Annotated in this window: 25 protein-coding genes; 7 read left to right on the forward strand and 18 right to left on the reverse strand. The window is 72.7% G+C overall.

The window, feature by feature from the left end; translation table 11 throughout:
• Positions 1-17 precede the first annotated feature (17 nt).
• Positions 18-1,115: a pyridoxal-phosphate-dependent aminotransferase family protein gene (locus IDM40_RS17435; protein ID WP_193123077.1), complete on the forward strand. Its 1,098-nt coding sequence runs from the start codon at positions 18-20 to the stop codon at positions 1,113-1,115.
• Here the strand turns inward: IDM40_RS17435 and IDM40_RS17440 are convergent.
• Complete coding sequence (locus IDM40_RS17440; protein ID WP_193123078.1) at positions 1,112-2,023, reverse strand: oxygenase MpaB family protein; 912 nt, start codon at positions 2,021-2,023, stop codon at positions 1,112-1,114. The two genes, IDM40_RS17435 and IDM40_RS17440, sit on opposite strands and share 4 nt — an antisense overlap.
• A gap of 38 nt (positions 2,024-2,061) precedes the next feature.
• Positions 2,062-3,063: a helix-turn-helix transcriptional regulator gene (locus tag IDM40_RS17445; protein WP_328807046.1), complete on the reverse strand. Its 1,002-nt coding sequence runs from the start codon at positions 3,061-3,063 to the stop codon at positions 2,062-2,064.
• A gap of 61 nt (positions 3,064-3,124) precedes the next feature.
• Between IDM40_RS17445 and IDM40_RS17450 the strand changes: the two genes are divergently transcribed.
• Complete coding sequence (locus IDM40_RS17450) at positions 3,125-5,440, forward strand: excinuclease ABC subunit UvrA (protein WP_216630955.1); 2,316 nt, start codon at positions 3,125-3,127, stop codon at positions 5,438-5,440.
• Here the strand turns inward: IDM40_RS17450 and IDM40_RS17455 are convergent.
• On the reverse strand, positions 5,401-6,105 hold the full coding sequence (locus IDM40_RS17455; protein WP_193123079.1) for a LuxR C-terminal-related transcriptional regulator: 705 nt from the start codon (positions 6,103-6,105) through the stop codon (positions 5,401-5,403). The two genes, IDM40_RS17450 and IDM40_RS17455, sit on opposite strands and share 40 nt — an antisense overlap.
• Positions 6,072-7,472 (reverse strand): sensor histidine kinase, encoded by a 1,401-nt coding sequence (locus tag IDM40_RS17460; protein ID WP_193123080.1) that lies wholly within the window; start codon positions 7,470-7,472, stop codon positions 6,072-6,074. Before IDM40_RS17460 ends, IDM40_RS17455 begins: the two co-directional genes overlap by 34 nt.
• Positions 7,473-7,622: 150 nt before the next feature.
• Between IDM40_RS17460 and purB the strand changes: the two genes are divergently transcribed.
• From purB to IDM40_RS17475, 3 genes are all read left to right on the forward strand, one after another.
• Entirely contained in the window at positions 7,623-9,053 is a 1,431-nt protein-coding gene (gene purB, locus IDM40_RS17465) for an adenylosuccinate lyase (RefSeq protein WP_193123081.1), read from the forward strand.
• Positions 9,054-9,231: 178 nt separating this feature from the next.
• Positions 9,232-9,516 (forward strand): hypothetical protein, encoded by a 285-nt coding sequence (locus tag IDM40_RS17470; protein ID WP_193123082.1) that lies wholly within the window; start codon positions 9,232-9,234, stop codon positions 9,514-9,516.
• Between the two features lie 55 nt (positions 9,517-9,571).
• Positions 9,572-9,868 (forward strand): SelT/SelW/SelH family protein, encoded by a 297-nt coding sequence (locus tag IDM40_RS17475; RefSeq protein ID WP_193123083.1) that lies wholly within the window; start codon positions 9,572-9,574, stop codon positions 9,866-9,868.
• Between the two features lie 20 nt (positions 9,869-9,888).
• On the opposite strand, the gene IDM40_RS17480 is transcribed toward IDM40_RS17475, so the two are convergent.
• On the reverse strand, positions 9,889-10,851 hold the full coding sequence (locus IDM40_RS17480) for a threonine ammonia-lyase (protein WP_193123084.1): 963 nt from the start codon (positions 10,849-10,851) through the stop codon (positions 9,889-9,891).
• A gap of 50 nt (positions 10,852-10,901) precedes the next feature.
• Here IDM40_RS17480 and IDM40_RS17485 point away from each other — a divergent pair, with 50 nt between their 5' ends.
• Positions 10,902-11,510 (forward strand): flavin reductase family protein, encoded by a 609-nt coding sequence (locus tag IDM40_RS17485; protein ID WP_193123085.1) that lies wholly within the window; start codon positions 10,902-10,904, stop codon positions 11,508-11,510.
• 28 nt (positions 11,511-11,538) lie between these two features.
• Here the strand turns inward: IDM40_RS17485 and IDM40_RS17490 are convergent, their stop codons facing one another.
• The 4 genes from IDM40_RS17490 to IDM40_RS17505 all read right to left on the reverse strand — a co-directional run bounded on the left by IDM40_RS17490 (position 11,539) and on the right by IDM40_RS17505 (position 14,865).
• Positions 11,539-12,198, reverse strand: a complete 660-nt coding sequence (locus tag IDM40_RS17490; RefSeq protein ID WP_193123086.1) for a methyltransferase domain-containing protein — start codon at positions 12,196-12,198, stop codon at positions 11,539-11,541.
• A gap of 158 nt (positions 12,199-12,356) precedes the next feature.
• Entirely contained in the window at positions 12,357-13,025 is a 669-nt protein-coding gene (locus tag IDM40_RS17495; protein WP_193123087.1) for a maleylpyruvate isomerase N-terminal domain-containing protein, read from the reverse strand.
• A gap of 116 nt (positions 13,026-13,141) precedes the next feature.
• Positions 13,142-13,762: an FMN reductase gene (locus tag IDM40_RS17500; RefSeq protein ID WP_193123088.1), complete on the reverse strand. Its 621-nt coding sequence runs from the start codon at positions 13,760-13,762 to the stop codon at positions 13,142-13,144.
• Entirely contained in the window at positions 13,759-14,865 is a 1,107-nt protein-coding gene (locus IDM40_RS17505; protein WP_193123089.1) for an LLM class flavin-dependent oxidoreductase, read from the reverse strand. Before IDM40_RS17505 ends, IDM40_RS17500 begins: the two co-directional genes overlap by 4 nt.
• Positions 14,866-15,010: 145 nt before the next feature.
• Here IDM40_RS17505 and IDM40_RS17510 point away from each other — a divergent pair, with 145 nt between their 5' ends.
• On the forward strand, positions 15,011-15,325 hold the full coding sequence (locus IDM40_RS17510) for a hypothetical protein (RefSeq protein ID WP_193123090.1): 315 nt from the start codon (positions 15,011-15,013) through the stop codon (positions 15,323-15,325).
• A gap of 520 nt (positions 15,326-15,845) precedes the next feature.
• On the opposite strand, the gene IDM40_RS17515 is transcribed toward IDM40_RS17510, so the two are convergent.
• From IDM40_RS17515 to IDM40_RS17555, 9 genes are all read right to left on the reverse strand, one after another.
• Positions 15,846-18,101: a serine/threonine protein kinase gene (locus IDM40_RS17515; RefSeq protein ID WP_193123091.1), complete on the reverse strand. Its 2,256-nt coding sequence runs from the start codon at positions 18,099-18,101 to the stop codon at positions 15,846-15,848.
• Between the two features lie 107 nt (positions 18,102-18,208).
• Complete coding sequence (locus tag IDM40_RS17520) at positions 18,209-19,180, reverse strand: protein kinase domain-containing protein (RefSeq protein WP_193123092.1); 972 nt, start codon at positions 19,178-19,180, stop codon at positions 18,209-18,211.
• Positions 19,181-19,357: 177 nt separating this feature from the next.
• Positions 19,358-19,783 carry a hydroxyphenylacetyl-CoA thioesterase PaaI gene (gene paaI / locus IDM40_RS17525; RefSeq protein ID WP_193123093.1) on the reverse strand — a complete coding sequence of 142 codons (426 nt, stop codon included), beginning with the start codon at positions 19,781-19,783 and terminating at the stop codon, positions 19,358-19,360.
• 116 nt (positions 19,784-19,899) lie between these two features.
• The gene (paaE, locus tag IDM40_RS17530) at positions 19,900-20,994 is read right to left on the reverse strand and encodes a 1,2-phenylacetyl-CoA epoxidase subunit PaaE (protein ID WP_193123094.1); all 1,095 of its coding nucleotides are present in this window, start codon (positions 20,992-20,994) and stop codon (positions 19,900-19,902) included.
• 2 nt (positions 20,995-20,996) lie between these two features.
• A complete protein-coding gene (paaD, locus tag IDM40_RS17535; RefSeq protein ID WP_193123095.1) occupies positions 20,997-21,512 on the reverse strand; it encodes a 1,2-phenylacetyl-CoA epoxidase subunit PaaD in 516 nt (171 codons plus the stop codon).
• On the reverse strand, positions 21,506-22,384 hold the full coding sequence (gene paaC / locus IDM40_RS17540; RefSeq protein ID WP_193123096.1) for a 1,2-phenylacetyl-CoA epoxidase subunit PaaC: 879 nt from the start codon (positions 22,382-22,384) through the stop codon (positions 21,506-21,508). Before paaC ends, paaD begins: the two co-directional genes overlap by 7 nt.
• A gap of 76 nt (positions 22,385-22,460) precedes the next feature.
• On the reverse strand, positions 22,461-22,772 hold the full coding sequence (paaB, locus tag IDM40_RS17545; RefSeq protein ID WP_193123097.1) for a 1,2-phenylacetyl-CoA epoxidase subunit PaaB: 312 nt from the start codon (positions 22,770-22,772) through the stop codon (positions 22,461-22,463).
• Positions 22,769-23,743, reverse strand: a complete 975-nt coding sequence (paaA, locus tag IDM40_RS17550) for a 1,2-phenylacetyl-CoA epoxidase subunit PaaA (protein WP_193123098.1) — start codon at positions 23,741-23,743, stop codon at positions 22,769-22,771. Before paaA ends, paaB begins: the two co-directional genes overlap by 4 nt.
• 134 nt (positions 23,744-23,877) lie before the next feature.
• Positions 23,878-24,666: an enoyl-CoA hydratase/isomerase family protein gene (locus tag IDM40_RS17555; RefSeq protein ID WP_193123099.1), complete on the reverse strand. Its 789-nt coding sequence runs from the start codon at positions 24,664-24,666 to the stop codon at positions 23,878-23,880.

Genomic DNA, 24,666 nt, shown 5'->3' on the forward strand with positions numbered 1-24,666 from the left:
TTGTCTAGGGTGTGCCCATGTCAGTCACCGAACGCACCCTGTTGGGGCCGGGGCCCAGCAACCCCTACCCGGAGGCGACTCTGGGCTCGACGGCACCCCTGCTCGGCCACCTGGATCCCCAGTTCATCGCCCTGCTGGAACGCGTCTGCGATCGCCTGCGTTCCCTGTGGGGCACCCAGAACCCGCTCACCCTCCCGCTCTCCGGCACCGGCTCCCTCGGCATGGAGACGGCCTTCGCCAACACCGTGCGCAAGGGTGACACGGTGGTCGTCGCGGTCAACGGACTCTTCGGCGAGCGCATGTGCGAGGTCGCCGGACGCTACGGCGCCGAGGTGGTCCGTGTCGACCACGAGTGGGGCCGGCCGGTGGACGTCCAGCGAGTCCTGGACGCCCACCCCTCCCCCGCGCTGGTGGCCGCGGTGCACGCCGAGACGTCCACCGGTGCGGTCAGCGACATCGGCGCCCTGGGCCGGGCCCTGCGCGAGCGCTCCGACGACACCCTGCTGATCGCCGACTGCGTCACCTCCCTGGGCGGCATGCCCATGGAACTGGACGAGTGGAAGGTGGACATCGCCTACTCCGGCACCCAGAAGTGCCTGGGTGTGCCGCCGGGCCTGGCGCCCTTCACCTTCTCCGAGCGCGCCTGGGAGCGGCGGGTGCAGTCCCCGCCGGTCTGGTACATCGACCTCGGGCTGCTGGGGGCCTACGTACGCGGCGGCCCGGGCGGCCGCGCCTACCACCACACCGCACCGACCTCGATGGTCGCCTCCCTGGACGCGGCGCTGGAGCGCATCGAGTCCGAGGGCGCCGAGGCCGTGGCCGCGCGGCACGAGGCGGCCGGCGCCCGGCTGCGCGAAGGCCTGCAGGAGATGGGCCTGGATCTGTTCGCCGCCGAGGGACACCGGCTGCCGCAGCTGACGTCGGTGCGTGTGCCCGAGGACGTGGACTCGGGCAAGGTGCGCGAGCAGCTGCTGCGCGACTACGGCCTGGAGATCGGCGCCGGGGTGGGGCCCTACGCCGCTTCGGTGTGGCGCATCGGCCTCATGGGCCACAACGCCCGCCTGGACCGGGCCGAGCTGGTTCTGGGCGCCCTTCGCCGCGTCCTGGGGCGTTAGCGCCGAACCCCAGTACCTGCGGGGACGGCGCCGGGCCGTCCCCGCACGCGGAAGCCCTCCTCGATCCGGTACCCGGCGGCCACCAGGCGCTTCTTGGCCTCGTCGGCGCTGCGCACGGTTGCCTCGTCGAAGATCCGGTTGTAGTGGTGCTCGGGGATGCGGTGCAGACCCGCGCGCAGCAGGCGCAGACCCTCGGTGGTGGCGGTCGGGGCGCCGGGCACCTCGGGCAGGATCCGGTAGGCGTGGCGGGCCCAGGCGGGCAGGGTGTAGTAGCTCAGCGCACCGAAGGGGAACCACAGCGGCCGGAGCGGGGCGAGGGCGGCCAGGTGTTCGGGCACGTCGGGCCGGAGCAGGAACCGCACCGCCTGCCCGGCCTCGGGCGTCACACGCAGCTGCGGGCGCACCCTGGCCAGGTAACGCCGCAGGGAAGCGGTGTCGCGGGGCACGTCGTCGCGGTGCAGCCCCACGTGTTCGGCGGTGCGGGACTGCTCGTCGATGTAGCGGTCGCATTCGGCCGGGGTGAGCCGCAGCCCGGCGCGCACGGTGGTCTCCAGGTAGGAGGAGACCTCGGCGCAGTGCACCCACACGAGCAGGTCGTGCTGGTCGACGCGGTGGGTGCGGCCGGTGTCGGGGTCGGTGAAGGTCAGGGCTCTGTGCACCCGGCGCACGCGTTCGCCCAGTTCACGGGCTTCGTCAGGGCTGCCGTAGGTGGTCACGGCGACGAAGTGCGCGGTGCGCAGGAGCCGGCCCGTGGGGTCCTCGCGGAAGTCGGAGCGCTGCCACACGCCCCGCATCGCGACCGGGTGCAGCGCCTGGAGCATGAGGGCGCGGACGCCGGCGATCCACATCGTGCGGTCCAGGTGGACCTTCCAGGTGACGCTGTCGGGTGCGGCGGCGGTGGGCTCCATCAGGCTTCCTCCTCCGGGGTTCCGCGCCGCTCTCCACATTAGTTCCCCGGATCCGGGCCTACGGGGCCTGCCGGGCGGTCGTCGGGGTCGGGGCGGCTCGCGCCGAGCAGTCGGCGTGCGGTGTGTTCCAGGTGCCGGGCGAACTCGGCCGGTTCCTCGACGCGGAACCCGATGTCGGAGGCGGCCAGCACGGCGGTGAGCCACTCGAAGGAGTCGACGTGGGCGGTGTAGCGGCACCCGTGCTCCCCGAGCGGCTCCAGGGTGCCGTCGATGCGGTGCAGGCGCGCGGCCGCGTCGTGCATGCCGGTGTCCAGGGTGAGCACCACACGCACGCTCCTGGGCCCGTGGAACCGCTCCTGCAGGTGGTGGGCGAGGTCGTCGGCGGGCGGCCGGCGCGCCAGGAAGTGGTCCCCGCTCACGCGCGGGGCGGACATGCGGTCCAGGCGGAAGGCCCGCCAGTCGTCGCGTCCGGTGTCCCAGGCGTACAGGTACCAGCGCCTGCGGAGCCGGACCAGGCGCACGGGTTCGACGGTGCGCGGCGCGGGCCCGGTCCCGGGGTCGTGGTCGAAGGACAGGTACCGGTGGGCGTCGACCGCGGTGACGACGGTGTCCAGGAGGTGGCGGTCGATGCCGGGTTCCTCGGCGGGGCCGAACTCGACGGCGGCGCGGACGGCGTCGGCCGTGCGGCGCAGTCGGGGCGGCAGGATGCGGCGGAGTTTGGTGCGGGCACGGTCGGCGGGTTCCTCGGTCTCGACACCGGTACCGCCCGAGGCCGCCAGGCCCAGCCCGAGCACGGCGGCGACCGCTTCGTCGTCCTCCAGCATCAGGGGCGGCAGGGTGGATCCGGCCAGGAGACGGTAGTGTCCGCCCGGCCCGCGGGCGCTCTGCACGGGGTAACCCATGGCGCGGATCTGGCCGATGTCGCGCCGCAGGGTGCGAGGCGGAACCCCGAGCGCGTCGGCGAGTTCGGCGGCGGGCCACTGCCGCCCGGACTGCAGCAGGGACAGCAACCGCAGCACCCGCCCCCTGGGTGTGGACACCGACCGCCACCCCCCTTTTTTGTGGCCGGAAACCTGCCACATCCGATCCTAGCCTGCAGGTATGGCACAGACACAGGGCTCGGGGGCCGACCGCGGCCGGTGGATCACCGTGGAGGGCGCGCGCACGCACAACCTCCGGGAGGTCTCGGTGCGCCTGCCCAAACACCGGCTCACGGTCTTCACTGGCGTCTCGGGTTCGGGCAAGTCGTCGCTGGCCTTCGACACGGTCGCCGCGGAGGCCGAGCGGCTGGTGACCGGGGCCTTCCCCGCGTTCGTGCGCAACCGCCTGCCCCAGCACCCGGCGGCGGACGTGGACCGCGTCGACGGCCTGGTCTTCACCACGACCGTGGACCAGCGCCGGTTCACCGGGAACGCTCGCTCCACGGTGGGCACGGCGAGCGACACCGCGCCGCTCCTGCGTCTGCTGTTCTCCCGGATCGGCCGTCCCGGCGCAGGTTTCTCCCCGGCCTACTCCTTCAACGACCCCGCGGGCATGTGCCCGGGGTGCGAAGGGCTCGGCACCGTCGACGACATCGACCTCGGGCGACTGCTGGACCGGTCCCGGAGCCTGCACGGGGGCGCGGTGGACTTTCCCGCCTTCGCGCCCGGCACCTACCGGTGGAAGCGCCTGGTCCACTCGGGGATCGTCGATCCCGGGGTCCCCCTGGCCGAACTGCCCGAGGACGCGCTCGACACACTCCTGCACGCGCGGGACCTGCCGCTCACCTCACCGGGGCCCGCCTACCCCGGGCACGGCCGTTTCGACGGGGTACTGCCCCGGTTGCGCGACTCCTACCTGCGCCGCACACCCACGCGCCTGACCCGGGAGGAACGCCTTGCGCTGGAGCGTGTCGTGACCCGCCGGACCTGCCCGGAGTGCGAGGGCACCCGGCTGCACGCCGCAGCACGCGCGAGCCTCGTCCGGGGCCGCTCGATCGCGGACTGGTCGGCGCTGCCCGTGCGGGACCTGCGCGAGGTCGCCGCCGCGGTGGACGACCCCTCGGTGGCGCCGCTGCTACGAGCGCTCCGGGAACGCCTGGATGCCCTGGAGGCGGTCGGATTGGGCCACCTGAGCCTGTCCCGGGGCTCGTCCACGCTGTCGGGCGGCGAAGCGCAGCGGGTCAGGCTCGTGCGCCACCTCGGCAGCGCCCTCAGTGACGCCTGTTATGTCCTGGACGAACCCAGCACCGGGCTGCACCCCCACGACGTGCACCGTCTGCTGGGGCTGTTGGCCGGGCTGCGCGACGCACACAACACCGTGCTCGTGGTCGAACACGACCCCGTCTTCGTGCTGGGCGCCGACCACGTCGTGGAGCTGGGCCCGGGCAGCGGCGCCGAGGGCGGCCGTGTCTGTTTCGAGGGCCCGCCCACCGCGCTGGACGGGAGCGGAACGGCGACCGCCCGGGCCCTGAACACCCCGATCCGGTTCCGGCAGCACCTGCGCACCCCGCACGGCAGTGTGGCCATCACCGGTGCGCGCCGGCACAACCTGCGCGGGGTCGACGTGCACGTCCCCCTCGGGGTGCTGACCGCGGTCTCGGGCGTGGCCGGATCGGGCAAGAGCACACTGGTCGCCGAGGAACTGCCGCACCGGCACCCCGAATTCCACGTGGTCGGCCAGGGCCCACTGCACGGGGGCGTGCGCTCGACCCCCGCGACCGTGCTCGGGGTGGCCGAACCGCTGCGCAGGGCCTTCGGCCGGGCGAGCGGGCTTGCCCTCTCCTGGTTCAGCGCCAACGGGCGCGGGGCCTGCCCGCAGTGCGGCGGCAAGGGGGTGATCGTCACCGACCTGGCCTTCCTCGACGACGTGCGCACCACCTGCGAGGCCTGCGGCGGAACCCGGTTCGCACCGACCGCGCTCACCGCGACCCTGCACGGGCACACGATCGCCGACGTGCTGGCGATGCCCCCGGCACAGGCCGCCGCCGTCCTGGACCAGGCCCCGGACGCGCAGCGACGGCTCCGGTGGATGGAACGCGTCGGGCTCGGACACATGGCGATCGGCCGCGGCCTGGACACACTCTCGGGCGGTGAACGCCAACGGCTCCTGCTCGCACGGCACCTGGCCGCGGCAGGAGACCCCGGGAACCTGCGCCTGGTGCTCGACGAACCGACCGCCGGCCTGCACGGGCAGGACGTCGAACGGTTCCTGGGCCTGTGCGACGAGCTCGTGGACGGCGGCGCCACCGTGGTCGTGGTCGAGCACGACCTGCGGGTGATCGCCCGCGCCGACCACGTCATCGACGTCGGCCCGGGCGCGGGCGAGGACGGCGGCCGCATCGTGTACGCGGGCGCCCCCGCCGGCCTGCCCTCGGTCACCGCGTCGGTGACCGGGCGCTACCTCCCGGCCCCTCGGTCGGCCGAGGCCCGCAGGTAGGCCAGCACCGCCTGCACCCGGCGGTGGATGTTGTCGTCGGGCGGCAGGTCGAGCTTGGCGAGGATGTTGCCGACGTGCTTACCGACGGCGGCGTCGCTGACCACGAGCCTGCGCGCGATGGCCCCGTTGGAGTGCCCCTCGGCCATGAGCGCCAGCACCTCGCGTTCACGCTCGGTCAGGCGCTCCAGCGGGTCGGAGCTGCGGCGCAGGAGTTGGCGCACGACCTCGGGGTCGACGAAGGTGCCGCCCTCCACGACCCGGCGCAGCACCGACGCGAACTCGCGCACGTCGCCCACGCGCTGCTTGAGCAGGTAACCCACCCCTGCCCCGTCGCCGGAGTCGAGCAGGTCGGAGGCGTAACTGAGCTCCACGTACTGGCTCAGGGCCACGACTGCGAGCCCGGGGTGGGAACGGCGCAGCTCCACGGCGGCGCGCAGGCCCTCGTCGGTGTGGTCGGGCGGCATACGGATGTCGGTGACCACCAGGGCCGGGCGGTGTTCGGCCACGGCCTCGGCGAGGGCTCCGGCGTCCCCGACGGCGGCGGCGACGGGGAACCCGAAGCGTTCCAGGAGCCCCACGAGCCCCTCCCGCAACAGCACACCGTCCTCGGCGAGCACGGTCGGGACCGCGGTCACGGTGTCTGCGGGGTCGGGTCGGTCTGGCACGGAAGCTCCACTCGTACTCGGGTCGGGCCGCCCGGAGGGCTGGACAGCTCCATTGTGCCGCCCATGACGGCGACCCGGTCGGACATGCCGGTGAGCCCGCTGCCCCTGCGGGGGTCGGCGCCACCGGGGCCGTCGTCGCTGACCTCCAGGGTCAGGCGTTGGCGGGGCCGAAGACCGTCGACGCGGGCGTGCACGGTCACGTTGCGGGCCTCGGTGTGTTTGTGGGCGTTGGTGAGGGCCTCGGCGGCCACGAAGTAGGCGGTGGCCTCCACGTGGGCGGGCAGGCGGTGGGGCAGGTCGGTGCGCACGGCCACGGGCGCGGGGTTGTGGTCGGCCAACTCGCCCAGGGCGGCGGGCAGACCGCGGTCCACGAGCACGCGCGGGTGGATGCCGCGTACGAGTTCGCGCAGGTCGTCGATGAGTTCGCCGGTGCGGGCGTGGGCGGCGGCCACCCGCCGGTCGGCCTCACTGTCCTCCTGCAGGTCGAGGCGGGCCAACCCCAGGTCCATCTGGATGGCGACGAGCTTCTGCTGGGCGCCGTCGTGCAGGTCGCGTTCGATCCTGCGGCGCTCGTACTCGAAGGCGCCCACGAGGCGGGCCCGGGAGTCGGTGACCTCACTGAGCTCGGCGCGCAGTTCCTCGGGGGGAGGGCCGGTGACCAGCGCGCGGGTGATGAGCCCGTGCACCCCGGCCAGCAGGGCGTTGGCATAGAGGGCGGCCACGAGCACGACCGGTGCGGCCAGGGCGTAGGGCAGCGCCTCCTGCGGCGTGGTCAGGGTGACCGGCCCGAGCGCGACGGCCTCGCCCGGTGTGGTGAGCAGCAGCGGGGACGCGGCGAGGATCACGGCCAGGATGACCAGGTTGCTCACGACGACTGCGGTCAGGACGAGCACGACCGGGGAGAGGGCGACGTGGGCGACCTCGCGCCAGGTGGCGGCCTCGGTGTAGCGCACACGCAGCCACACCCCGGGGCCGGGTTCGGTGACGGGCCGGTGCCCGCTCGGGGGCACGTCGTCGTCGATGAGCCCCAGGCGCCAGCGGTCGACGGCGCCCAGTACCATGCCCACCATCGGCCCGAAGAGCGCTCCCATGATGAGCCCGCTCAGGACCAGGGCCACGCCGGCGCCGCCGAAGAAGGTGTCGGGTGTGGTCAGCACCAGCCCGAGCGAGAGCGCCCAGGGCAGGTAGAGGGGCCCGGCCACCGTGGCGAGCACACCGAGCACGACCATGCTGCCCGCGGTGAAGGCCAGGGCGCGCCAGGGCCAGGCGGTCAGCAGGAACCGGGGGCGGACCATGGCCCGCAGGACCGTGTCCGGGGCGTAGGGGCGCCCGCGCGGGGCGGCGTCGGTGTCGGTGCGTTCGTTCATGCGTTCCACGCTAGAGAGCGGGGGCGGCGCCGGGAATCGGTCGCGCCACCGTTCTCGGGTAGGGCCTGCCCCACCCGCCCCGGTATGCCCCGCCGGTGCGGTGCGACCTGCGCGTCGGCGGGTGGCCGGGGCCCGCTAGGATGGCCCGACGTGAGTGCGAAACCGCTGATCCCCGATGTCCTGGCCGCCCGGTACGCGTCCCCTGAGCTGACCCGGCTGTGGTCCCCCGAATACAAGGTGGTCGCCGAGAGGCGGCTGTGGTTGGCCGTGCTGCGGGCCCAGAAGCGTCTGGGTGTGGACGTGCCCGACGGTGTGGTCGAGGACTACGAGAAGGTCCTGGAACAGGTCGACCTGGCCTCGATCGCCGAGCGCGAGCGTGTCACCCGCCACGACGTCAAGGCGCGCATCGAGGAGTTCAACGCCCTGGCCGGGCACGAGCACGTGCACAAGGGCATGACCTCGCGCGACCTGACCGAGAACGTCGAGCAGCTGCAGGTGCGCGACAGCCTGCTGTTGGCCCGGGACCGCACGGTGGCGCTGTTGGCGCGGCTGGGCCGGCTGTCCGCGGAGTACGGCGAGACGGTGATGGCGGGGCGTTCGCACAACGTCGCGGCCCAGGCCACCACGCTCGGCAAGCGCTTCGCCTCGATCGCCGACGAGGTCCTGGTGGCCTACGGGCGCCTGGACGAACTCATCGCCCGGTACCCGCTGCGCGGCATCAAGGGCCCGGTGGGCACCGCACAGGACATGCTGGACCTGCTCGGCGGCGACCGCGAGGCGCTGGCCGCCCTGGAGCAGGAGGTGGCCGGGCATCTGGGGTTCGCGCACCGGTTCACGAGCGTGGGCCAGGTCTACCCGCGGTCCCTGGACTTCGAGGCGGTCACGGCGCTGGTGCAGCTGGCCGGCGGCCCCTCCTCGCTGGCCAAGACGATCCGGTTGATGGCCGGACAGGAACTGGTGACCGAGGGCTTCGTCGAGGGCCAGGTGGGCTCCTCGGCGATGCCGCACAAGATGAACACCCGCTCGTGCGAGCGGGTCAACGGCCTGACGGTGATCCTGCGCGGGTACGCGTCGATGACGGGCGAGCTGGCCGGCGACCAGTGGAACGAGGGCGACGTGTCGTGCTCGGTGGTGCGCCGGGTCGCACTCCCGGACGCCTTCTTCGCCTTCGACGGCCTGATCGAGACGATGCTGACCGTGCTGGACGAGTTCGGGGCCTTCCCCGCGGTGGTCTCGGCCGAGCTCGACCGTTACCTGCCGTTCCTGGCCACGACGAAGATGCTGATGGCCGCGGTGCGTGCGGGCATGGGCCGCGAGAGCGCGCACGAGGTCATCAAGGAGCACGCGGTGGGTTCGGCTCTGGCGATGCGCCAGGAGGGCGCCGACAACCAGCTGCTGGACCGGCTGGCCGCGGACGAGCGCTTCCCGCTGGACCGGGCCGAGCTGGACGCGCTGCTGTCCGACCGTCTGACGTTCACGGGCGCGGCCGCCGACCAGGTCGCCTCGGTGGTCGAGCGGGTCGGGGAGGTCGTGGCCGCCCACCCGGAGGCGGCTTCCTACAGCCCGGGCTCGATCCTCTGAGCACGTCCTTCCCGTTGCGCGGGCCCCGTCCTCATCGAAGGGCGGGGCCCGCGGCGTTCGCGGCCCGCGCCCCACCGCCGGGGATATGACGCAGTTCACTACCGCGAACAGTGGGTTTGAAAGTTAACACCTATTACGGTTGGTGGGGAAGGCGCGAACCCGACCCCCGGAGCCCCTCATGATCGACCCCACGTCCATCGGCACCGCGCTCACCGTGCTGGCGGTCATCGCCGCGCTGGTCATCGCCTTCGGCCTGGCCATCGTCTCCGACATGGCCATGCGCCGCCGCGAGGACCGCGCAGCCGCTGCGTCGGCCGGGACCGCACCGGCACGGGGGCCACAGGCCGAACCGGCCGCCGAGACCGCCGAGTTCCCCGAAGACCTGCGCGGGACCGAGGAACTGGTCGCCCACGCCCCCACCGATGCCGTGGCCGCCAACGGGCGCGAGCCGAGCCACCCCTGAACCGGCCCCGGGCCCCGCTTCCGCAACGCCACAGGCCGACCGGCATACTGGACCCGTGTCACAAGAGCCCCACAGCCCCAGGCTGGAGATCGAGTACTGCACACGCTGCCGGTGGCTGCCCCGCGCCACGTGGATGGCCCAGGAGCTGCTGACCACCTTCGAGGCCGAACTCGGCGAGGTGGCGCTGGTCCCGAGCGCCGGCGGCGTCTTCGAGGTGCGCGTGGACGGTGAGGTCGTGTGGTCGCGCAAGAGCGACGCCGCCTTCACCGACGCCGCCGACATCAAACGCCTGGTCCGCGACCGCGTCGCCCCCGACCGCCCCCTGGGCCACTCGGAACGCTCCACCGACTGACGCACCTGTGCCCCCGGCCCTCAGCCGGTGGCCACCAAACGGGCGAACAGGGCCGGGTCCACGTTGCCGCCGGAGACGACCGCGACGGTGGACCCGGGCCGCTCCGGATCATCCGCGACCCGGCCCGACAGGACCGCGGCGGCCGCCAGCGCCCCGCTGGGTTCGGCCACCAGACGCGACCCGCGGGCCAGCGCCGTCACCGCGTGGGCGATCTCGTCCTCGGTGACCGTGACGATGCCCTCCAGCCGGGCCTCCAGGTGCGCGAACGTCAGGTCCGACAACCCGGTGCGCACCCCGTCGGCCATGGTGCGCCCGGTGCGCTCGGCCGGCCAGGTCACACGGCGACCCAGGCGCAGGCTCTCAGCGGCATCACCCGCCAACTCCGGCTCCACCCCCACGACCCGCACCCGGCCCGGGTGCACGGTGCGCGCCGCGGTCGCCACACCCGAGGCCAGACCCCCGCCCCCGACCGGCACCACCACGGTCTCCACCTCCGGGGACTGCTCGAGGATCTCCAGACCGACGGTGCCCTGACCCGCGATCACCGCCGGGTCGTCGAACGGCGGCACCAGTTGCAGGCCCTGTTCCTGCTCGAGCTGCCGGGCGCGCGTGAGGCGCTCCTCGACCGGGACCAGTTCGACCCGGGCCCCGGCGGCACGGATGCGCTCGACCTTCACCTCCGGCGCACCTTCGGGCACGACCACCGTGCAGGCCACCCCCTGGGCGCGGGCCGCCGTGGCCAGAGCCAGCCCGTGATTGCCCGAGGAATGGGTGACCACGCCGCGCTCACGCCGGTCCGCGTCGAGCAGGGCGACGGCGTTGGTGGCGCCGCGCAGTTTGAACGCGCCCGTGGGCTGCAGGCTCTCGGGTTTGAGACAGAAACCGGGGCCGGTTCCGGGACCCGCGGTCAAAGGGGTGCGCACCACCAGGCCGTCGATCCGGGTGGCCGCGGCACGCACGTCGTCGGCGGTGACAAGGTCCATGCGGCGAGTATGCCCCCGAACCCCCGCCACACACGGGACAATGGACCGTGATGCGTACAGAATGGACCCCGCAGGACCTCTCCGGCCGCGACTTCTACAAGCTCATGACGGCCGTGGTGGTCCCCCGCCCGATCGCCTGGGTCTCGACGACCTCCGCCGACGGTGTCGACAACCTGGCCCCGCACTCCTTCTTCACCGTCTCCTGCGTCGAACCGCCGATCGTGCAGTTCACGTCGGTGCGCCGCAAGGACTCCCTCGTCAACGCCGAGGAGACCGGCGAGTTCGTGGTGAACCTGGCACCCGAGTGGTTGCAGGAGCAGGTCAACGCCAGCGGCACCCCCTACCCCCCGCACACCAGCGAGTTCGACGAACTGGGTGTGGAGCGCGAGGCCAGCAGCCTGGTGGCCCCGCCGCGGGTGTCGGGCTCCCCCGCGGCGCTGGAGTGCACGCTGCACTCGACGCTGCGCCTGGGCAACTCCACGGTGGTTTTCGGCCGGGTGGTCAACGCCGCCGTGGACGAGGCGGCGCTGACCTCGGGCGGGCACCCGGACGTGGAGCTCCTGCGCCCGCTCGCGCGCCTGGGCCGCAACGAGTGGTCGACGGTGGGCGAGGTGCGTGCGATCGACCGGATCCCCTACCTGCCCGACCGGCGCGACTGACGCCGCCCGGGCGCGCAGTACGGATCGCCTACCGGCCGGTGTTCCTGCGGGCCCGCAGGACGGCGTCGTGCAGGGTGATCTCGCGCCCGTCGCCGACGGTGGCGGTGCGCACGCGCGCGTCGGCGGTCTCCACGGTCCACTCGCCCGCATCGAGCAGGTCGGCGACCTGCTGCGCGGTCAACTGCGTGCCGTGGTGACCGGCGTGCGCCGCGTCGCCGTGCAGGCCGTCGGGGTGGTGCCCGACCACGAGCAGGGTCCCGCCCGGTGCCACGGCCGCGGCCAGGCGCCGGTACAGGTCGGCGTAGGGCGCGTCGGTGTGCACGTAGTGGGAGTAGACGAGTGCGTACCCGCCGGCCGGCGGTTGCCAGGTGGTGAGGTCCTCACACTGCCAGTGCACACGCCCGGCGACGGGTGCGCCGAGCTCCTGTGCGCGGGCGCGCGCGGTCTCCAGGGCGTTCTCGGCGATGTCGACCGCGGTGACCTGCCACCCCTGCCCGGCCAGCCACAGCGCGTCGGTCCCGGTGCCGCAACCGGCGTCCAGGGCGCTCCCGGGTTCCAGAGGCGCGGTCTCGGAGGCCAGGTGCGGGTTGGCCTCGAGCGCACCGTGCCCGTGGCCCCCGCGGTGGTCCGATCCGTGGCCGGAGTAGCGCTCTTCCCAGTAGTTGCGGTCATACGTTGCGTCGGACACGAGCCCACTCCCCCGTCGTCGGTGTCCCGCCTGCCGTGTGCGGCGGCGCGGGATCCACGGTGCCCGTGCACGGCTCGGGCCTCAAGGTCTGTTGCCGACGCGGCAAAACGCAGCGCCCCGCGGCCGGCCGGGGCCGCGGGGCAGGCTGCTGCCGGCGCTCAGACCGCCAGGTCGCGTTCGGGGAAGGGCATGGCGGACAGGTGTTCCAGGACGGGCGCGGGGTCCCCGCTCCAGTCCATGGCGGCGACCTGGCCTCGGCTCCGGCGGCCGAGCACGGCCCGGGCGAGCTCGAAGAGCGGGGCGCGCCAGATGAGGTCCTCGCCCTGGCCGAGCGTCCAGGTCCGGCCGGTGTCGGTGGCCTCGACGCGGACCGACGCCAGCTCGGGGCTCCACCCCTTGGCGAGGCCGCCGATGGTGAAGTCGGCGAGCTGGTCGGTGTCCTCGGTCTGCGGCCCCAGGTCCAGTGCCCCGCGCAGGTCGTTCTCGTGGTGCCAGATGTCGACCACGGGCAGGCGGTAGCGGGTGCGCTGCTGGGTGGAGATCAGGTCCAGGAAGGCGGGGGTCTCGGCCTTCCACTCCTGGCAGATCTCCTCGGCGTCCAGGTGTGCGCGTTCGGCGACCTGGCGTGCGGTGACGGTGTCGGTGGCCGGCGGGGTCAGGGCCCCGCTGAGCACGTCGGAACAGATCCCGGCGAGATGGGCGTAGGTCTCGGTGACCGTCCAGTCGGGCAGGGCCGGGACGGGGGCGTCGGCCTGCTCCTCGGTCAGGCCGGAGGCCAGGTCGAACAGGCGGCTCTGGGTGTTGGCGTAGATGCGCGCGGCGTCCATGGCGCAACGTTAACGAACAGCGTTCGGTTTTCACAGACCCCTGTTCGGGGCGGTCGACAACGGGGCGTGCCGGGCGCGGGGAGCAGCGCGCGCCCGGCACGTTCGGCCGGCGTCCCTCAGGTTCCCAGCCCCGACATGAGGTCGGCGAAGGGCGTGGGCTCCTCGAAGGGGTCGGCGCCCTTCGGTGCGCGTTCGGTGGCCAGCATCGCGAGCTGGCGTCCGGCGCGGTCGATGCGCTGGCCCAGTTCACGGCCGCCGTTCTCACCGGAGCCCCAGTCCTCGGAGGCCGCGTAGACGCCGGTGGGCACGACCGTGGAGCGGGTGTAGGAGAACATGGGCCGCAGGGCGTGCTCGAGCACCAGGGAGTGGCGCGGGCTGCCCCCGGTGGCGCCCATGAGCACGGGCATGCCGTCGAGGTCGTCGGGTTCGACGATGTCGAAGAAGGACTTGAACAGCCCGCTGTAGGAGGCGTTGAAGACCGGGGTGACGGCGATGATGCCGTCGGCCTCGCCCAGGTCCTCGAGCACACCCCGCAGTTCGCCGGTGGGCACGCGGGTGGTCATGGCGTTCATGATGTCGTGTGCGACGTCGCGCAGTTCCACCACGCGGGTCTGCACCTGTTCGCCGCGTTCGGACAGCGCCTTCTCGGTGGCCTCGGTGAGCCGGTCGGCCAGCATCCGGGTCGAGGACGGGGTGCTCATCCCCGCGCTGACGGTGACGATCCTGCGTGTGCTCATTCCTGCTCCTCCTGTTCCCCTTCCCCTGCAGCCTTCTTCGCGGCCAGGAGCGAGGCGTGGGTGGGTGCGTCGGGAACGTGGTCGGGCTTCTTGGCGGCGAACTCCTTGCGCAGGACGGGCACGACCTCCTCGCCGAGCAGGTCGAGCTGTTCCAGGACGGTCTTGAGCGGCAGGCCGGCGTGGTCCATGAGGAAGAGCTGGCGCTGGTAGTCGCCGAACATCTCACGGAAGCCGAGCGTGCGGTCGATGACCTCCTGCGGACTGCCGACGGTCAGCGGGGTCTCGCGGGTGAACTCCTCCAGGGAGGGGCCGCCGCCGTAGACCGGTGCGTTGTCGAAGTAGGGACGGAACTCCTTGACTGCGTCCTGGGAATTCTTGCGCATGAAGACCTGGCCGCCGAGACCGACGATGGCCTCCTCCGCCTTGCCGTGGCCGTAGTACTCGTACCGGCGCCGGTACAGCGAGATGAGCTTACGCGTGTGGGTGGCCGGCCAGAAGATGTTGTTGTGGAAGAACCCGTCGCCGTAGAACGCGGCCTGCTCGGCGATCTCCGGGCTGCGGATCGAGCCGTGCCAGACGAAGGGCGGCACGCCGTCGAGCGGGCGCGGGGTGGCGGTGAAGCCCTGCAGCGGGGTGCGGAACTTGCCCTGCCAGTCGACGACGTCCTCGCGCCAGAGCCGGTGCAGCAGGTTGTAGTGCTCCAGGGCCAGGTTGATGCCCTCGCGGATGTCGTAACCGAACCAGGGGTAGACCGGGCCGGTGTTGCCGCGCCCCATCATCACGTCCACCCGGCCGTCGGCCAAGTGCTGGAGCATCGCGAAGTCCTCGGCGATCTTGACCGGGTCGTTGGTGGTGATGAGGGTGGTGGAGGTCGAGAGCTGCAGGCGCTCGGTCTGCGCGGCGATGTAGCCCAGCATCGTCGTGGGCGAGGACGCCACGAACGGCGGGTTGTGGTGCTCCCCGGTGGCGAAGACATCCAGGCCCACTTCCTCGGCCTTCAGGGCGATACGCACCATCGCCTTGATGCGCTCAGCCTCGGTGGGGGTGCGCCCGGTCGTGGGGTCGGGTGTGACGTCACTGACCGAGAAGATTCCGAACTGCATGGCCCGCTCCCGTATTTGCTTCCATAGAAGTAGCTTCCTCAGAAGCTATCACGTGTGAACACCCGGGACCACCGGTGCATTCCCCGCCCCCGAGGCCCGTGTTCGTCCACAGGCACGCTCCGTGTCCGCAGAATGTCACCGGGGCGTGCTATCCCAGGTAAAGGACGACACACCCTCGGTCACCGCGGCCGCGACCGCCGACCGACCGCAGCCGACGAGGAGGCAGGGCGCCCGCGCCCGCACCGCCATGACCCCCACCGACCCCGTCGAGACCACCGCCGAGGACCGCGCACCCGTCCGCCTCTCCCAGGCCCTGCCCGAGGTGCTGGAACACCTGCACCGCCACAGCCGCGCCACCGCCCCCGACCCCGACCCGGCGCCCCCGCACCGCTCCCCCGCCACCCGTCCGCCCGGCCGCACGCACCGCCACCGCGCCCCCGCACCCCGCCCCGTGAGCTAGCCCTCCCTGGCGGGTGTCCCGACACACCCACGAGCCCGGCACCCGGGGGAACACCCACGCGCCCCTGCCACCTCCCAGACCCCGAAAACCCCGCGTGACAAGGGTTTCGGCCAGATTGCCAAGGCCCGCTCACAACGCTCCGCCGACCCCTTGCACCCTCCCGTTGCCCGACTCTCACCGGGTTTTTACCGGCCCCGGCGAAAAATCGGGGCCGACAACGGGAACACCACAGCCATAAGAGGCGTTGAGCCAGGTGAAGCGCCTCGAGACCGAAAACCCCGCACCCTTCAGGACCCTCGGAGCACTCACCACAATCCATGCGCGAATGCGAGCGCGCGTGTCGGTAATGGGGGTTTCCGACACGCCCAGAGACGCCGCATTCGCCTTCCCAGCGGCCAGACCGCACTCAGTGCACCCTGGCCGCGCCCGCTGTGGCCCGCGTTGGGGGACGCGGGCCACAGCTATGTCCGGGGGGCGCGGCACCGTCGCGCCCCCCGGACCTTTTTGCGTGCGGCCCCGGTCAGCCCCGCTCGTGGAAGTCGATCACAGCGATGTCGTCGACCTCGGCCTCGTACTCCGCGGGGCTGCCCTCCGGGTCGGGCTGGGTCAGCTCCGTCACCGGACTGCACGGCTCGTACATGATCCCGGGCAGTTCGGGGTTGTCCAACGCCGCCGGGAGATCCCTGGAATCGGAGCAGACCACGGACTCGTCGATCACCCAATCGAACCCTCCGGAGGAATAACCCCACAGGTGCACGGTCCGGTCCGAATTCTCGGCCGGGTTCTCCAACACGTCCGCCACGTCCATCGCACCGTCGCAGTCCATGTCCCAACCGGTGGCCCGGACGTCCCACTCCGACTCGTAGGGCTCACCCATGACCACCGATCCACAGATCGGGGCGTGCACCGCCTTCCAACCCGGCCCCTCCTCACCGGCGGCCCACATCTGCGGGTCCTCCAGCCTCACCCCGGAGTCGACCTCCTCGAACTCGACCCGGACCTGCCGGCGGTCCGCCGTGTATTCGGCCCACACGGGCCGCTCCTCCTCATCCAGCTCGACCCGGGCGACCACCTGCTCCTCCACGAGATCCCCGCCGTCCAGGAACCCCAGCACGGCGGGCCCGGTGTACACACGGTCCTGCCCCTCCTCGGCCTCGGCGTCCTCCTCGGCCAGCGCACGCAGCGGAGCGGAGACCAGGGTCGCGGCGACCGAATCAGCACCGAAACCGGGTTCGAGCTCCCGGACCTCGACCGCCTCCTCCGGGACGGAGGCCTCCTCGCGCTCGGCGTACACGTACAGCTCACCCTCGTGGTTGGCCACCGCGGTGGTGCCGGCGCCCATCCCCTCGCCCCGCACGAGAAAGCTGTCGGTGCCGGCCGAGTACAGGTACTCCTCCTCGACCCGGCTGTCCTCCACCACCTGGTCCACGGGCGTACCGGTCCTGCCGGAGACCTCTTCGGCGTGCTCCTCGGTGAAGGAACGCTCCACCGACGCGGTGAACCCCTGACCCTGCTCGAGCACGTCCGCGGCCGCGGCGATCCTCTCCCCCGGTGTGACCCGGAGCTGGTCGTAGGAGACCGCACCCACCGCGGCCAGCCCGGCCACCGTGAGCAGGCCCGCTCCGGCCAGGCCCATCTTGGACGTGGCGACCGCGCTCAGCGCACCCCCGGAGGCCAGACCCGTGCTGCCGCTGCCGGCCGCGGCAGCACCCGCGGTTCCGGTCCCGGCAACGCCTCCACCGGCGGTGGCTGCGCCCGACCCCACGGCCCCCGCACCCAGGCCGACCGCGGAGGCCGTACCCAACGCCGCCGCCCAGCGGGCCGGGTCGTGTCCGGCATCGTCCACACCGCGCCAGTAGTCGCCGAGCATGCGGCGCAACGTGTCGGCCGCGGTGACCGGACGGCGCTCCCCCCGGACCTCCCCGGGCGGGTCCACGGGCTCGGGCAGCAGGGCACCCACCAACGCCTCGGAGGTCGGGCGCCGGCCCGGGTCCACCGACAGCGCCTCCTCGACCAGAGCGACCAGGTCCTCGGGCACACCCTCGACGTCGTGCTCGCCCTCGCGCACCCGGCGCGCCAGCTCACCCGCGTCACCGGTCCCGAACGGCTGACGCCCCGTGGCGGCCAGCGTGACCAACCCGCCCCAGGCGAACACGTCGGCCGCCGGGTCCGCGGCCGCCCCGGAATAACGTTCGGGCGCCGACCAGCCGGGGGTGCCGTAGGTGGCCGAGGCGTCGGCGGAACGCTCGGTACCGATGTCGACGGCGATCCCGAAGTCCACGATCTTCGGCCCGTCCGGGGACAGGATGACGTTGCCCGGCTTGATGTCGCGGTGCGCGATACCCGCGCCGTGCAGAGCCGCCAACCCCTCGGCCGCACCCAGGGCGAAGGTGCGCAGCATGTCGCCCTCCAGCGGGCCGAAGGCCCGCACGTGCGCGCGCAGGTCCCGTCCGGGCACGTAGTCGAAGGCCAACCACGGCACCGGCGCCGCGGGATCGGCCGCGTGCAGGCGGGCGGTACTGATGCCGTCGGCTCGCCCCAGCATCTCGACCTCACGGGCGAAGGCCTCCCGGAACGCGGGCTTCTCGGCGGCTGCGGTGTGCACGGTCTTGACGGCCACGCACGCGCCCTGCCCGTCCAGGGCCCCGAAGACGGCACCCATGCCGCCCGAGCCGATGCGTCCCACCACCCTGTAGGGGCCGACCCGCTCCGGGTCGCCCTCCTCGAGCGGTGCGAGTCCGGGCGGCAGGGTCACGGCGTCAGGGGATGTGGACATCGGGGCCTTTCAGGGGGACGGGGGATGTGATCGGCAGGGCGCACCCCACTCCCCGACTCCGATGCCCCGATGCACACGAAGGTTCACACCACGGCCCGTGTTCCGGGTCAGGACCCGGTGCGCCCCCACCGGATGCCGCGGCCCGGGCGCCGGCGCGTGGCACGTTCGGGCGCCATCGACCACAGCACCGGATCGTGCCCGGCCGCGTCGAAACCCCTCCAGTGCTCGGCCAGCAGCGCACCCAACGCCTCCGGCAGGGCCGAGGTCGCACCACGCGGCAGCAACGCCCTCGCCAGGGCGTGGGCCCCCGGCCGGGCGCGCGGGTCCGGGTGCAGCGACTTGGCCACCAGCGGCGCCATCCACTCCGGCACACCCCGCAGGTCGAAGCGCCCGTGCAGGGCCCGTTCGTGGATCTCCTGAACGGTTCCCCGGCCGAAGGGCCCGCGGCCGGTGGCGGCGAGCACCACCGCGCACGCCCAGGAGAAGACGTCCGCGCCCGGTCCGGGAGCGCCCCCGTGGGCTGTCTCCGGTGCACTCCACCCGGCGGCCCCGGCCGCGGCAAGGGTCTCGTCGGCCAGCCCCGCCCCGACCACACGGGGACCGCGGGGCGAGAGCAGCACCCTGTCGGGGGCGAGGTCGCCGTGCACGGTGCCCGCGGTGTGCAGCGCACCGAGGGCCTCGGCGGTACCGGCGGCCGCGCCGGTCAAGTGCGCACCCTCCAGGGGACCGAAGGAACGCACGTGGGTGTCGAGGTCGCGGCCCGGCACGTACTCCATGGCGATCCAGGGCACGGGCCCGGACAGATCGACGGTGTGCACCGGCGCGGCGCACACCGCCGCGGACAGGCACAGCGCCTCCACACGCCGGTCGAGGGTGACACGGTCACGGGTGGGCAGTGTGCGCAAAGCCGCACACCGGCGGTTGACGTCCACCGCCCCGTAGACGACGCCGTTGCCGGTGTCGCTGATGCGCCCCAGGAGCCGGTGGCCGCCCAGATGCACGGGGTCCTGCCCGGTCAGGGGGTCCAGCCCGGGCGGAGGGGCCGGTCGCTGCGGGGCGGGGCCACCGGGTCCAGTCATCACCACGGTCCCTCGGAGACGGAGGAAGGGCACGCCGGCGCCGCGGCGCGCCCCAGGGGGGTCGTGTCCCGCGGCCCGCACGGGCAAAAGGCGCCCGGGACACCCCTGACGTTCCCACTTCGCGGCGCAACGAACCGGATCGGCACCTTTGTCCGGATGGCCCGGTTCCCCGCCGGCTCAGGTCCGCGAGGCCAGCGTCCGGCTGCGCCCGCGGAACTCGGCGACCACGTCCCCGCCCCGGCGCACGGTCACGTCGTAGATCCCGCTGCGGCCCTGGACCACCCGTTCGGTGGCGGTGGCCACGAGCAGATCACCCTCCTTCGCGGGGGCCACGAAGGTCACGTCGGCACCCGAGGCCACGGTGACCCCGCGCCCGTCCACGTTGCAGGCACACGCGAAGGCGGTGTCGGCCAGCGTGAACACGAACCCGCCGTGTGCGATGCCGTGGCCGTTGACCATGAGGGGGCCCACGGCCATCTCCACCACCGCCCTTCCGTGGCCGGCCTCGACCAGGCGCATGCCCAGGTTCTTGGAGGCGCGGTCGGCCTCGAACATGCGGCGGGCGGTCTCGTTCTCCCCCTGCGGGGTTGGGGTGGCGCTCATCCGTGCGTCGGGCTCCCCGACCGGGCAGGGGCCCTTCTCCTTCCTCGAACCCGCCCTCCCGAGCGGGGCTGGATCTCCGGGGCGGGCGGGGGACCCGCGGGTCCCCCGCGCTCGGCTCAGGAGTCGAAGTCGACCGTGAGCTCGTCGGTCGTGGGCAGCGACTGGCAGGCCAGCGCGTACCCGGCGTCGACCTCAGCCGGGGTCAGGGCGTAGTTGCGGCGCATCTGCACCTCGCCGTCGCAGACCCTGACACGGCAGGTTCCGCACACCCCGCCCTTGCAGGCGAAGGGCAGGTCGGGACGGTAACGCTGGGCGGAGTCGAGCACCGGAACCCCCTGCGGGAGCGTCATGGTGCTGGAACGACCGTCCAGGACCACGGTGACCTCGCTGGAGGGGCCCTCGACCTCGGGCTCCTCGTGGCGGGCCTGGGGCGGCGGCTCCGCACCCTCGACGAAGAACAGCTCCTGGTGGATGCGCTCGCCCTCGACAGCGTGGTCGGCCAACACCTGCTGGGCATCGGTGACCATCCCATAGGGACCGCACAGCCACCAGTGGTCGACGGCGTCGGGCGCCACGACCGTGCTGAGCAGCTGGTCGAGCTTGTCGGCGTCGAGCCGCCCGGTGAACAGCTCCGACTCGCGCGGCTCCCGGGAGAGCACGTGCACCAGCTCCAGGCGTGCGCCGTAACGGTCCTTGAGGTCGGCGAGCTCATCGGCGAACATCACCGAGGCGCTGCGGCGGTTGCCGTACAGCAGCGTCACCGTGGAGTCGGTACGCGCCAGCAGCGAGGACGCCATCGACAGCATCGGGGTGATGCCGGACCCCGCGGCCACCAGCACGTGCCGGCCCGCGTGCCCCAGGTCGGGGCTGAACCGCCCGGTCGGGGCACCCACCTCGATCTCGTCGCCGGCCTGCACCTCCTTGACCAGCCAGCTGGAGAACAGCCCGCCCGAGACCAGGCGCACACCCACCCGGGGAGCCTCGCCGACGGGGGCGCAGATGGAGTAACTGCGGCGCTCCTCCACCCCCTCGACCTCACGGCGCAGCGTCAAGGACTGGCCCGGCGCGAACGCGTAGAAGTCGGCCAGGTGGTCGGGAACGTCGAAGGTGACAGCGACGGCGTCGTCGCACAGGCGCTCGACGTCGGCCACGCGCAGCCGGTGGAACGCGGCCCGGTTGCGTGCGGGCGCTTCGGTCACGGTTGTGGACACTGTCAGATCTCCTTGACGTGCTCGAACGGTTCGAGGCAGCTGCGGCAGCGGTGCAACGACTTGCACGAGGTCGCACCGAACCGGGACAGCTCCTCGGTGTCGGCGCCACCGCACAGCGGGCAGCGCGGGACGGTCCTGGTGGGCGAAAGGGTGAGCGGGACGGGGCCGCTGGTGCGGGCCGGGGCCTGGCCGGGCGGGGAAATGCCGTGTTCGGAGAGCTTGCGGCGCCCCTCGTCGGTGATCCAGTCCGAGCTCCAGGCCGGCGACAGCGCGGTGCGTACCTCGACCTGCGCGAAACCGGCGGCCCGGACCGCGCGGTCGACGTCCACCCGCATCTCGGCCAGTGCGGGGCACCCCGAGTAGGTGGGAGTGATCCACACCGCGACGGTGCCGTCCTCCTCGATCCGGACCTCCCTGAGGATGCCCAGGTCCTCGAGCGTGAGCATGGGCAGTTCGGGGTCGGTCACCGCCGCGGCGGCCCTGTGGGCACGGTCGCGGTCGGTCAGGGTGGTCACCATGACGCCTCCGGGTGCTCTCGGGCCACCTGCTGCATCTCCTCCAGCAGCGGGGCGAGCTCGGGACCGTGGTCGCCCTTGCGCCCGGCCACGGCCGGTTCGGGGAAGGGCCCGGGCTCGCCGAGGGTGGCGGTGGTCAGGACCTGGGCGAGCACGTCGTGGACCTCGCCGGCGACCGTGGCCGGGTCGACGCCCACGCCGAGCTCGGCCATACGGGCCTCGACGGGGTGGGTGGCGAACAGTTCGCCGGTGGCGGGCCACACGTGGGCGACCGCCTCGGCCATGCGCTCGTGGGAGTACTCGGTGCCGTCGCCCAGGCGCAGCGCCCAGGAGACCGCGTACTCGCGGTGGTAGGCCAGCTCGTTGACGGCCTTGGCGGCGATCGCGGCCAGGACCGGGTCCCGGCTCTCGCGCAGCCGGCTCATCAGGGACAGCCGCCACCCGGACAGCACCAGCAGGGTCGTGATCGCGCGGGCGAAGTCGCCCCGGGGCGCCGCGGTCAGGCGCACGTTGCGGAACTGTGCGGCATCGCGCCGGTAGGCGAAGTCGTCCTCGTCCCGGCCGGTGCCGTCGGCCTGTCCGGCCCGGGCCAGCAGCAGGCGGGCCTGGCCGAGCAGGTCCAGCGCGATGTTGGCCAGGGCCACCTCCTCCTCCAGCTCGGGTGCGTCGGTCACCCACTGGCTCAGGCGCTGGGCCTGGACGAGGGCGTCGTCGCCGAGCATCTGGCAGTACCGCGCCAGTTCCTCACCGTCCACGCCCTCGGGGAGGGTGGTGTCCACACCCGCGAGCGCCTCGGTGAAACCGGTACCGAAGGCCCAGCGGGCATCGCCGTCGTGTTCCTCGGCCAGTCCGGTGAAGATGTTGTCACCACTCAATGTCGTTCCTCTGTGCCTCTTCGGTCCCCTGGGTGCGTGCCCGTGCGGGCGGGCCGCGGCGCTGGTGCCGCGTCGCCTAGATGTGGGGGACGTCCTCGGGGATGGGGTAGAAGGTGGGGTGGCGGTAGACCTTGTCACCGCTCGGCTCGAAGAAGGGATCCTTCTCGTCCGGGCTGGAGGCGGTGATGTGCTCCGCGAGCACCACCCAGATGCTGACGCCCTCGTTGCGGCGCGTGTACAGGTTGCGGGCGTTGTGCAGCGCCATCTCGTCGTCGGGGGCGTGCAGGGAACCCACGTGGACGTGGTTCAGGCCCCGCTTGCCGCGGACGAAGACCTCGAAGAGCGGCCATTCGGGCCGGACGGGACCGGGCTTGTTCTCGGTGCTCATGCGGCCACCTCCTGGGAGTTCTGGTGCTTCTTCGCGTAGGCGGTGGCGGCCTCGCGGACCCACGCGCCCTTCTCGTGTGCGGCGCGGCGGCGGGCCACGCGTTCGGCGTTGCGGGGGCCCGAACCGGTGACGACCTGCTTGAACTCGTTCCAGTCGGGCTCACCGAAGTCGTACTGGCCGCTCTGCTCGTTCCAGGCCAGCTCGCTGTCGGGCAGCGTGACACCGAGCTTGTCGGCCTGGGGCACGGTCATGTCGACGAACTTCTGGCGCAGGGCGTCGTTGGTGTCGATCTTGATGCCCCACTCCAGCGACTGCTGGGTGTTGGGCGAGTCGGCGTCGGGCGGGCCGAACATCATCAGCGACGGCCACCACCAGCGGTCCACGGCGTCCTGGACCATCGCGCGCTGGCCCTCGGTGCCCTCCATCATGCGCATCAGCAGCTCGTAACCCTGGCGCTGGTGGAAGGACTCCTCCTTGCAGATGCGCACCATGGCGCGGGCGTAGGGCCCGAAGGAGGTGCGGCACAGCGGCACCTGGTTGCAGATGGCGGCGCCGTCCACGAGCCACCCGATGACACCGACGTCGGCGTAGGTCAGCGAGGGGTAGTTGAAGATCGAGGAGTACTTCTGGCGGCCCTCGATCAGACGCTCGGTCAGCTCGGCGCGGTCGATGCCGAGGGTCTCGGCGGCGGCGTAGAGGTACAGGCCGTGGCCCGCCTCGTCCTGGACCTTGGCGAGCAGGATGGCCTTGCGGCGCAGGCTCGGCGCGGACGCGATCCAGTCGCCCTCGGGCTGCATGCCGATGATCTCGGAGTGCGCGTGCTGGGCGACCTGGCGCACGAGTGTCTTGCGGTAGCCCTCCGGCATCCAGTCACGGGGTTCGATGCGCTGGTTGGCGGCGACCTTCGCGTCGAAGTCGGCCTGCCGAGCCTGGTCGGCACCGGGGGGCGCTTCCTGGGCCGTGGTTGTCATGGTTCTCCGTCCCCATTGATAACCGAACGTTCGGTCAGTAATTAGTATCCCCGGATCCGGCCGCCCGATGCAAGTCCCCGGGCGGCCGGATCCGAACGCGGCAGGAACGGGCCGCCCGCAGGCGGCCCCGTCCCTCAGCTGCCGGAGAAGGCCGGCTTCTCCTTGTTCAGGAAGGACTTCACCGCACCGACGTGGTCGCCGGTCACCCCCAGCTGGTTCTGGAGATCGGCCTCCTCCTCCAACAGCTCGGGCAGATCGCGGCCGCCCTCGGAGGCCGAACGCACCTCGCGCTTGGCCGCCACGAACGCGCTGGTGGGCCCGGCGGCCAACACCGAGGCCAGCTCACGGGCGCGCTGCTCCCAGGCGTCGTCGTCCACGACCTCGGTGACCAGACCCAGCTCGTGCGCCCGCTCCGCGGCGATCGTCGTGCCCAGGAGCATCATCTCCATGGCACGCGCACTGCCCAACGCACGCACCAAACGCACCGCCAGCCCCGAGTCCGAGGCCAGGCCGATACCGGTGAAGGCGGTGCCGAACTTGGCCCGGCGCGCGGCCACCCGCACGTCCCCGGCCAGCGCGAAACCCAGCCCGGCACCCACACAGGCACCGCCGATACCGACCACGACCGGAACCTGGATCGACTCGAAGGTCTGCACGATGGGGTTGTAGTGCTCGCGCACCGTCGTCAGAGCCTGCTCGGGCTCCTCGTCCAGGATCCTGGCGTGCTCGGCCAGGTCCTGACCCACGCAGAAGGCCTTCTCCGAACCCAGCAACAGCACCGCACGCGCGGTGGTGGACTCGGCCGCCAGACGCAGTGCACCCAGCAGCTCCTCCTTGACCTCGCGGGTCAGGGCCGGGCTGTTGAGCCGCACCGTGGCCAGACCGTCGGCCTCGACGAACTCCGCCGCCTTCTGATCGCTCAC

It is taken from the genome of Nocardiopsis coralli, assembly GCF_014892575.1.
Taxonomy (GTDB): domain Bacteria; phylum Actinomycetota; class Actinomycetes; order Streptosporangiales; family Streptosporangiaceae; genus Nocardiopsis; species Nocardiopsis coralli.

Excerpts from the sequence above, each read along its gene's own strand:
- IDM40_RS17435 (WP_193123077.1), top strand. The coding sequence starts at position 18 with ATGTCAGTCACCGAACGCACCCTGTTGGGGCCGGGGCCCAGCAACCCC.
- IDM40_RS17440 (WP_193123078.1), bottom strand. The coding sequence starts at position 2,023 with ATGGAGCCCACCGCCGCCGCACCCGACAGCGTCACCTGGAAGGTCCAC.
- IDM40_RS17450 (WP_216630955.1), top strand. The coding sequence starts at position 3,125 with ATGGCACAGACACAGGGCTCGGGGGCCGACCGCGGCCGGTGGATCACC.
- IDM40_RS17460 (WP_193123080.1), bottom strand. The coding sequence starts at position 7,472 with ATGAACGAACGCACCGACACCGACGCCGCCCCGCGCGGGCGCCCCTAC.
- IDM40_RS17470 (WP_193123082.1), top strand. The coding sequence starts at position 9,232 with ATGATCGACCCCACGTCCATCGGCACCGCGCTCACCGTGCTGGCGGTC.
- IDM40_RS17480 (WP_193123084.1), bottom strand. The coding sequence starts at position 10,851 with ATGGACCTTGTCACCGCCGACGACGTGCGTGCCGCGGCCACCCGGATC.
- IDM40_RS17485 (WP_193123085.1), top strand. The coding sequence starts at position 10,902 with ATGCGTACAGAATGGACCCCGCAGGACCTCTCCGGCCGCGACTTCTAC.
- IDM40_RS17495 (WP_193123087.1), bottom strand. The coding sequence starts at position 13,025 with ATGGACGCCGCGCGCATCTACGCCAACACCCAGAGCCGCCTGTTCGAC.
- IDM40_RS17500 (WP_193123088.1), bottom strand. The coding sequence starts at position 13,762 with ATGAGCACACGCAGGATCGTCACCGTCAGCGCGGGGATGAGCACCCCG.
- IDM40_RS17505 (WP_193123089.1), bottom strand. The coding sequence starts at position 14,865 with ATGCAGTTCGGAATCTTCTCGGTCAGTGACGTCACACCCGACCCCACG.
- IDM40_RS17515 (WP_193123091.1), bottom strand. The coding sequence starts at position 18,101 with ATGTCCACATCCCCTGACGCCGTGACCCTGCCGCCCGGACTCGCACCG.
- IDM40_RS17520 (WP_193123092.1), bottom strand. The coding sequence starts at position 19,180 with ATGACTGGACCCGGTGGCCCCGCCCCGCAGCGACCGGCCCCTCCGCCC.
- paaI (WP_193123093.1), bottom strand. The coding sequence starts at position 19,783 with ATGAGCGCCACCCCAACCCCGCAGGGGGAGAACGAGACCGCCCGCCGC.
- paaD (WP_193123095.1), bottom strand. The coding sequence starts at position 21,512 with ATGGTGACCACCCTGACCGACCGCGACCGTGCCCACAGGGCCGCCGCG.
- paaB (WP_193123097.1), bottom strand. The coding sequence starts at position 22,772 with ATGAGCACCGAGAACAAGCCCGGTCCCGTCCGGCCCGAATGGCCGCTC.
- paaA (WP_193123098.1), bottom strand. The coding sequence starts at position 23,743 with ATGACAACCACGGCCCAGGAAGCGCCCCCCGGTGCCGACCAGGCTCGG.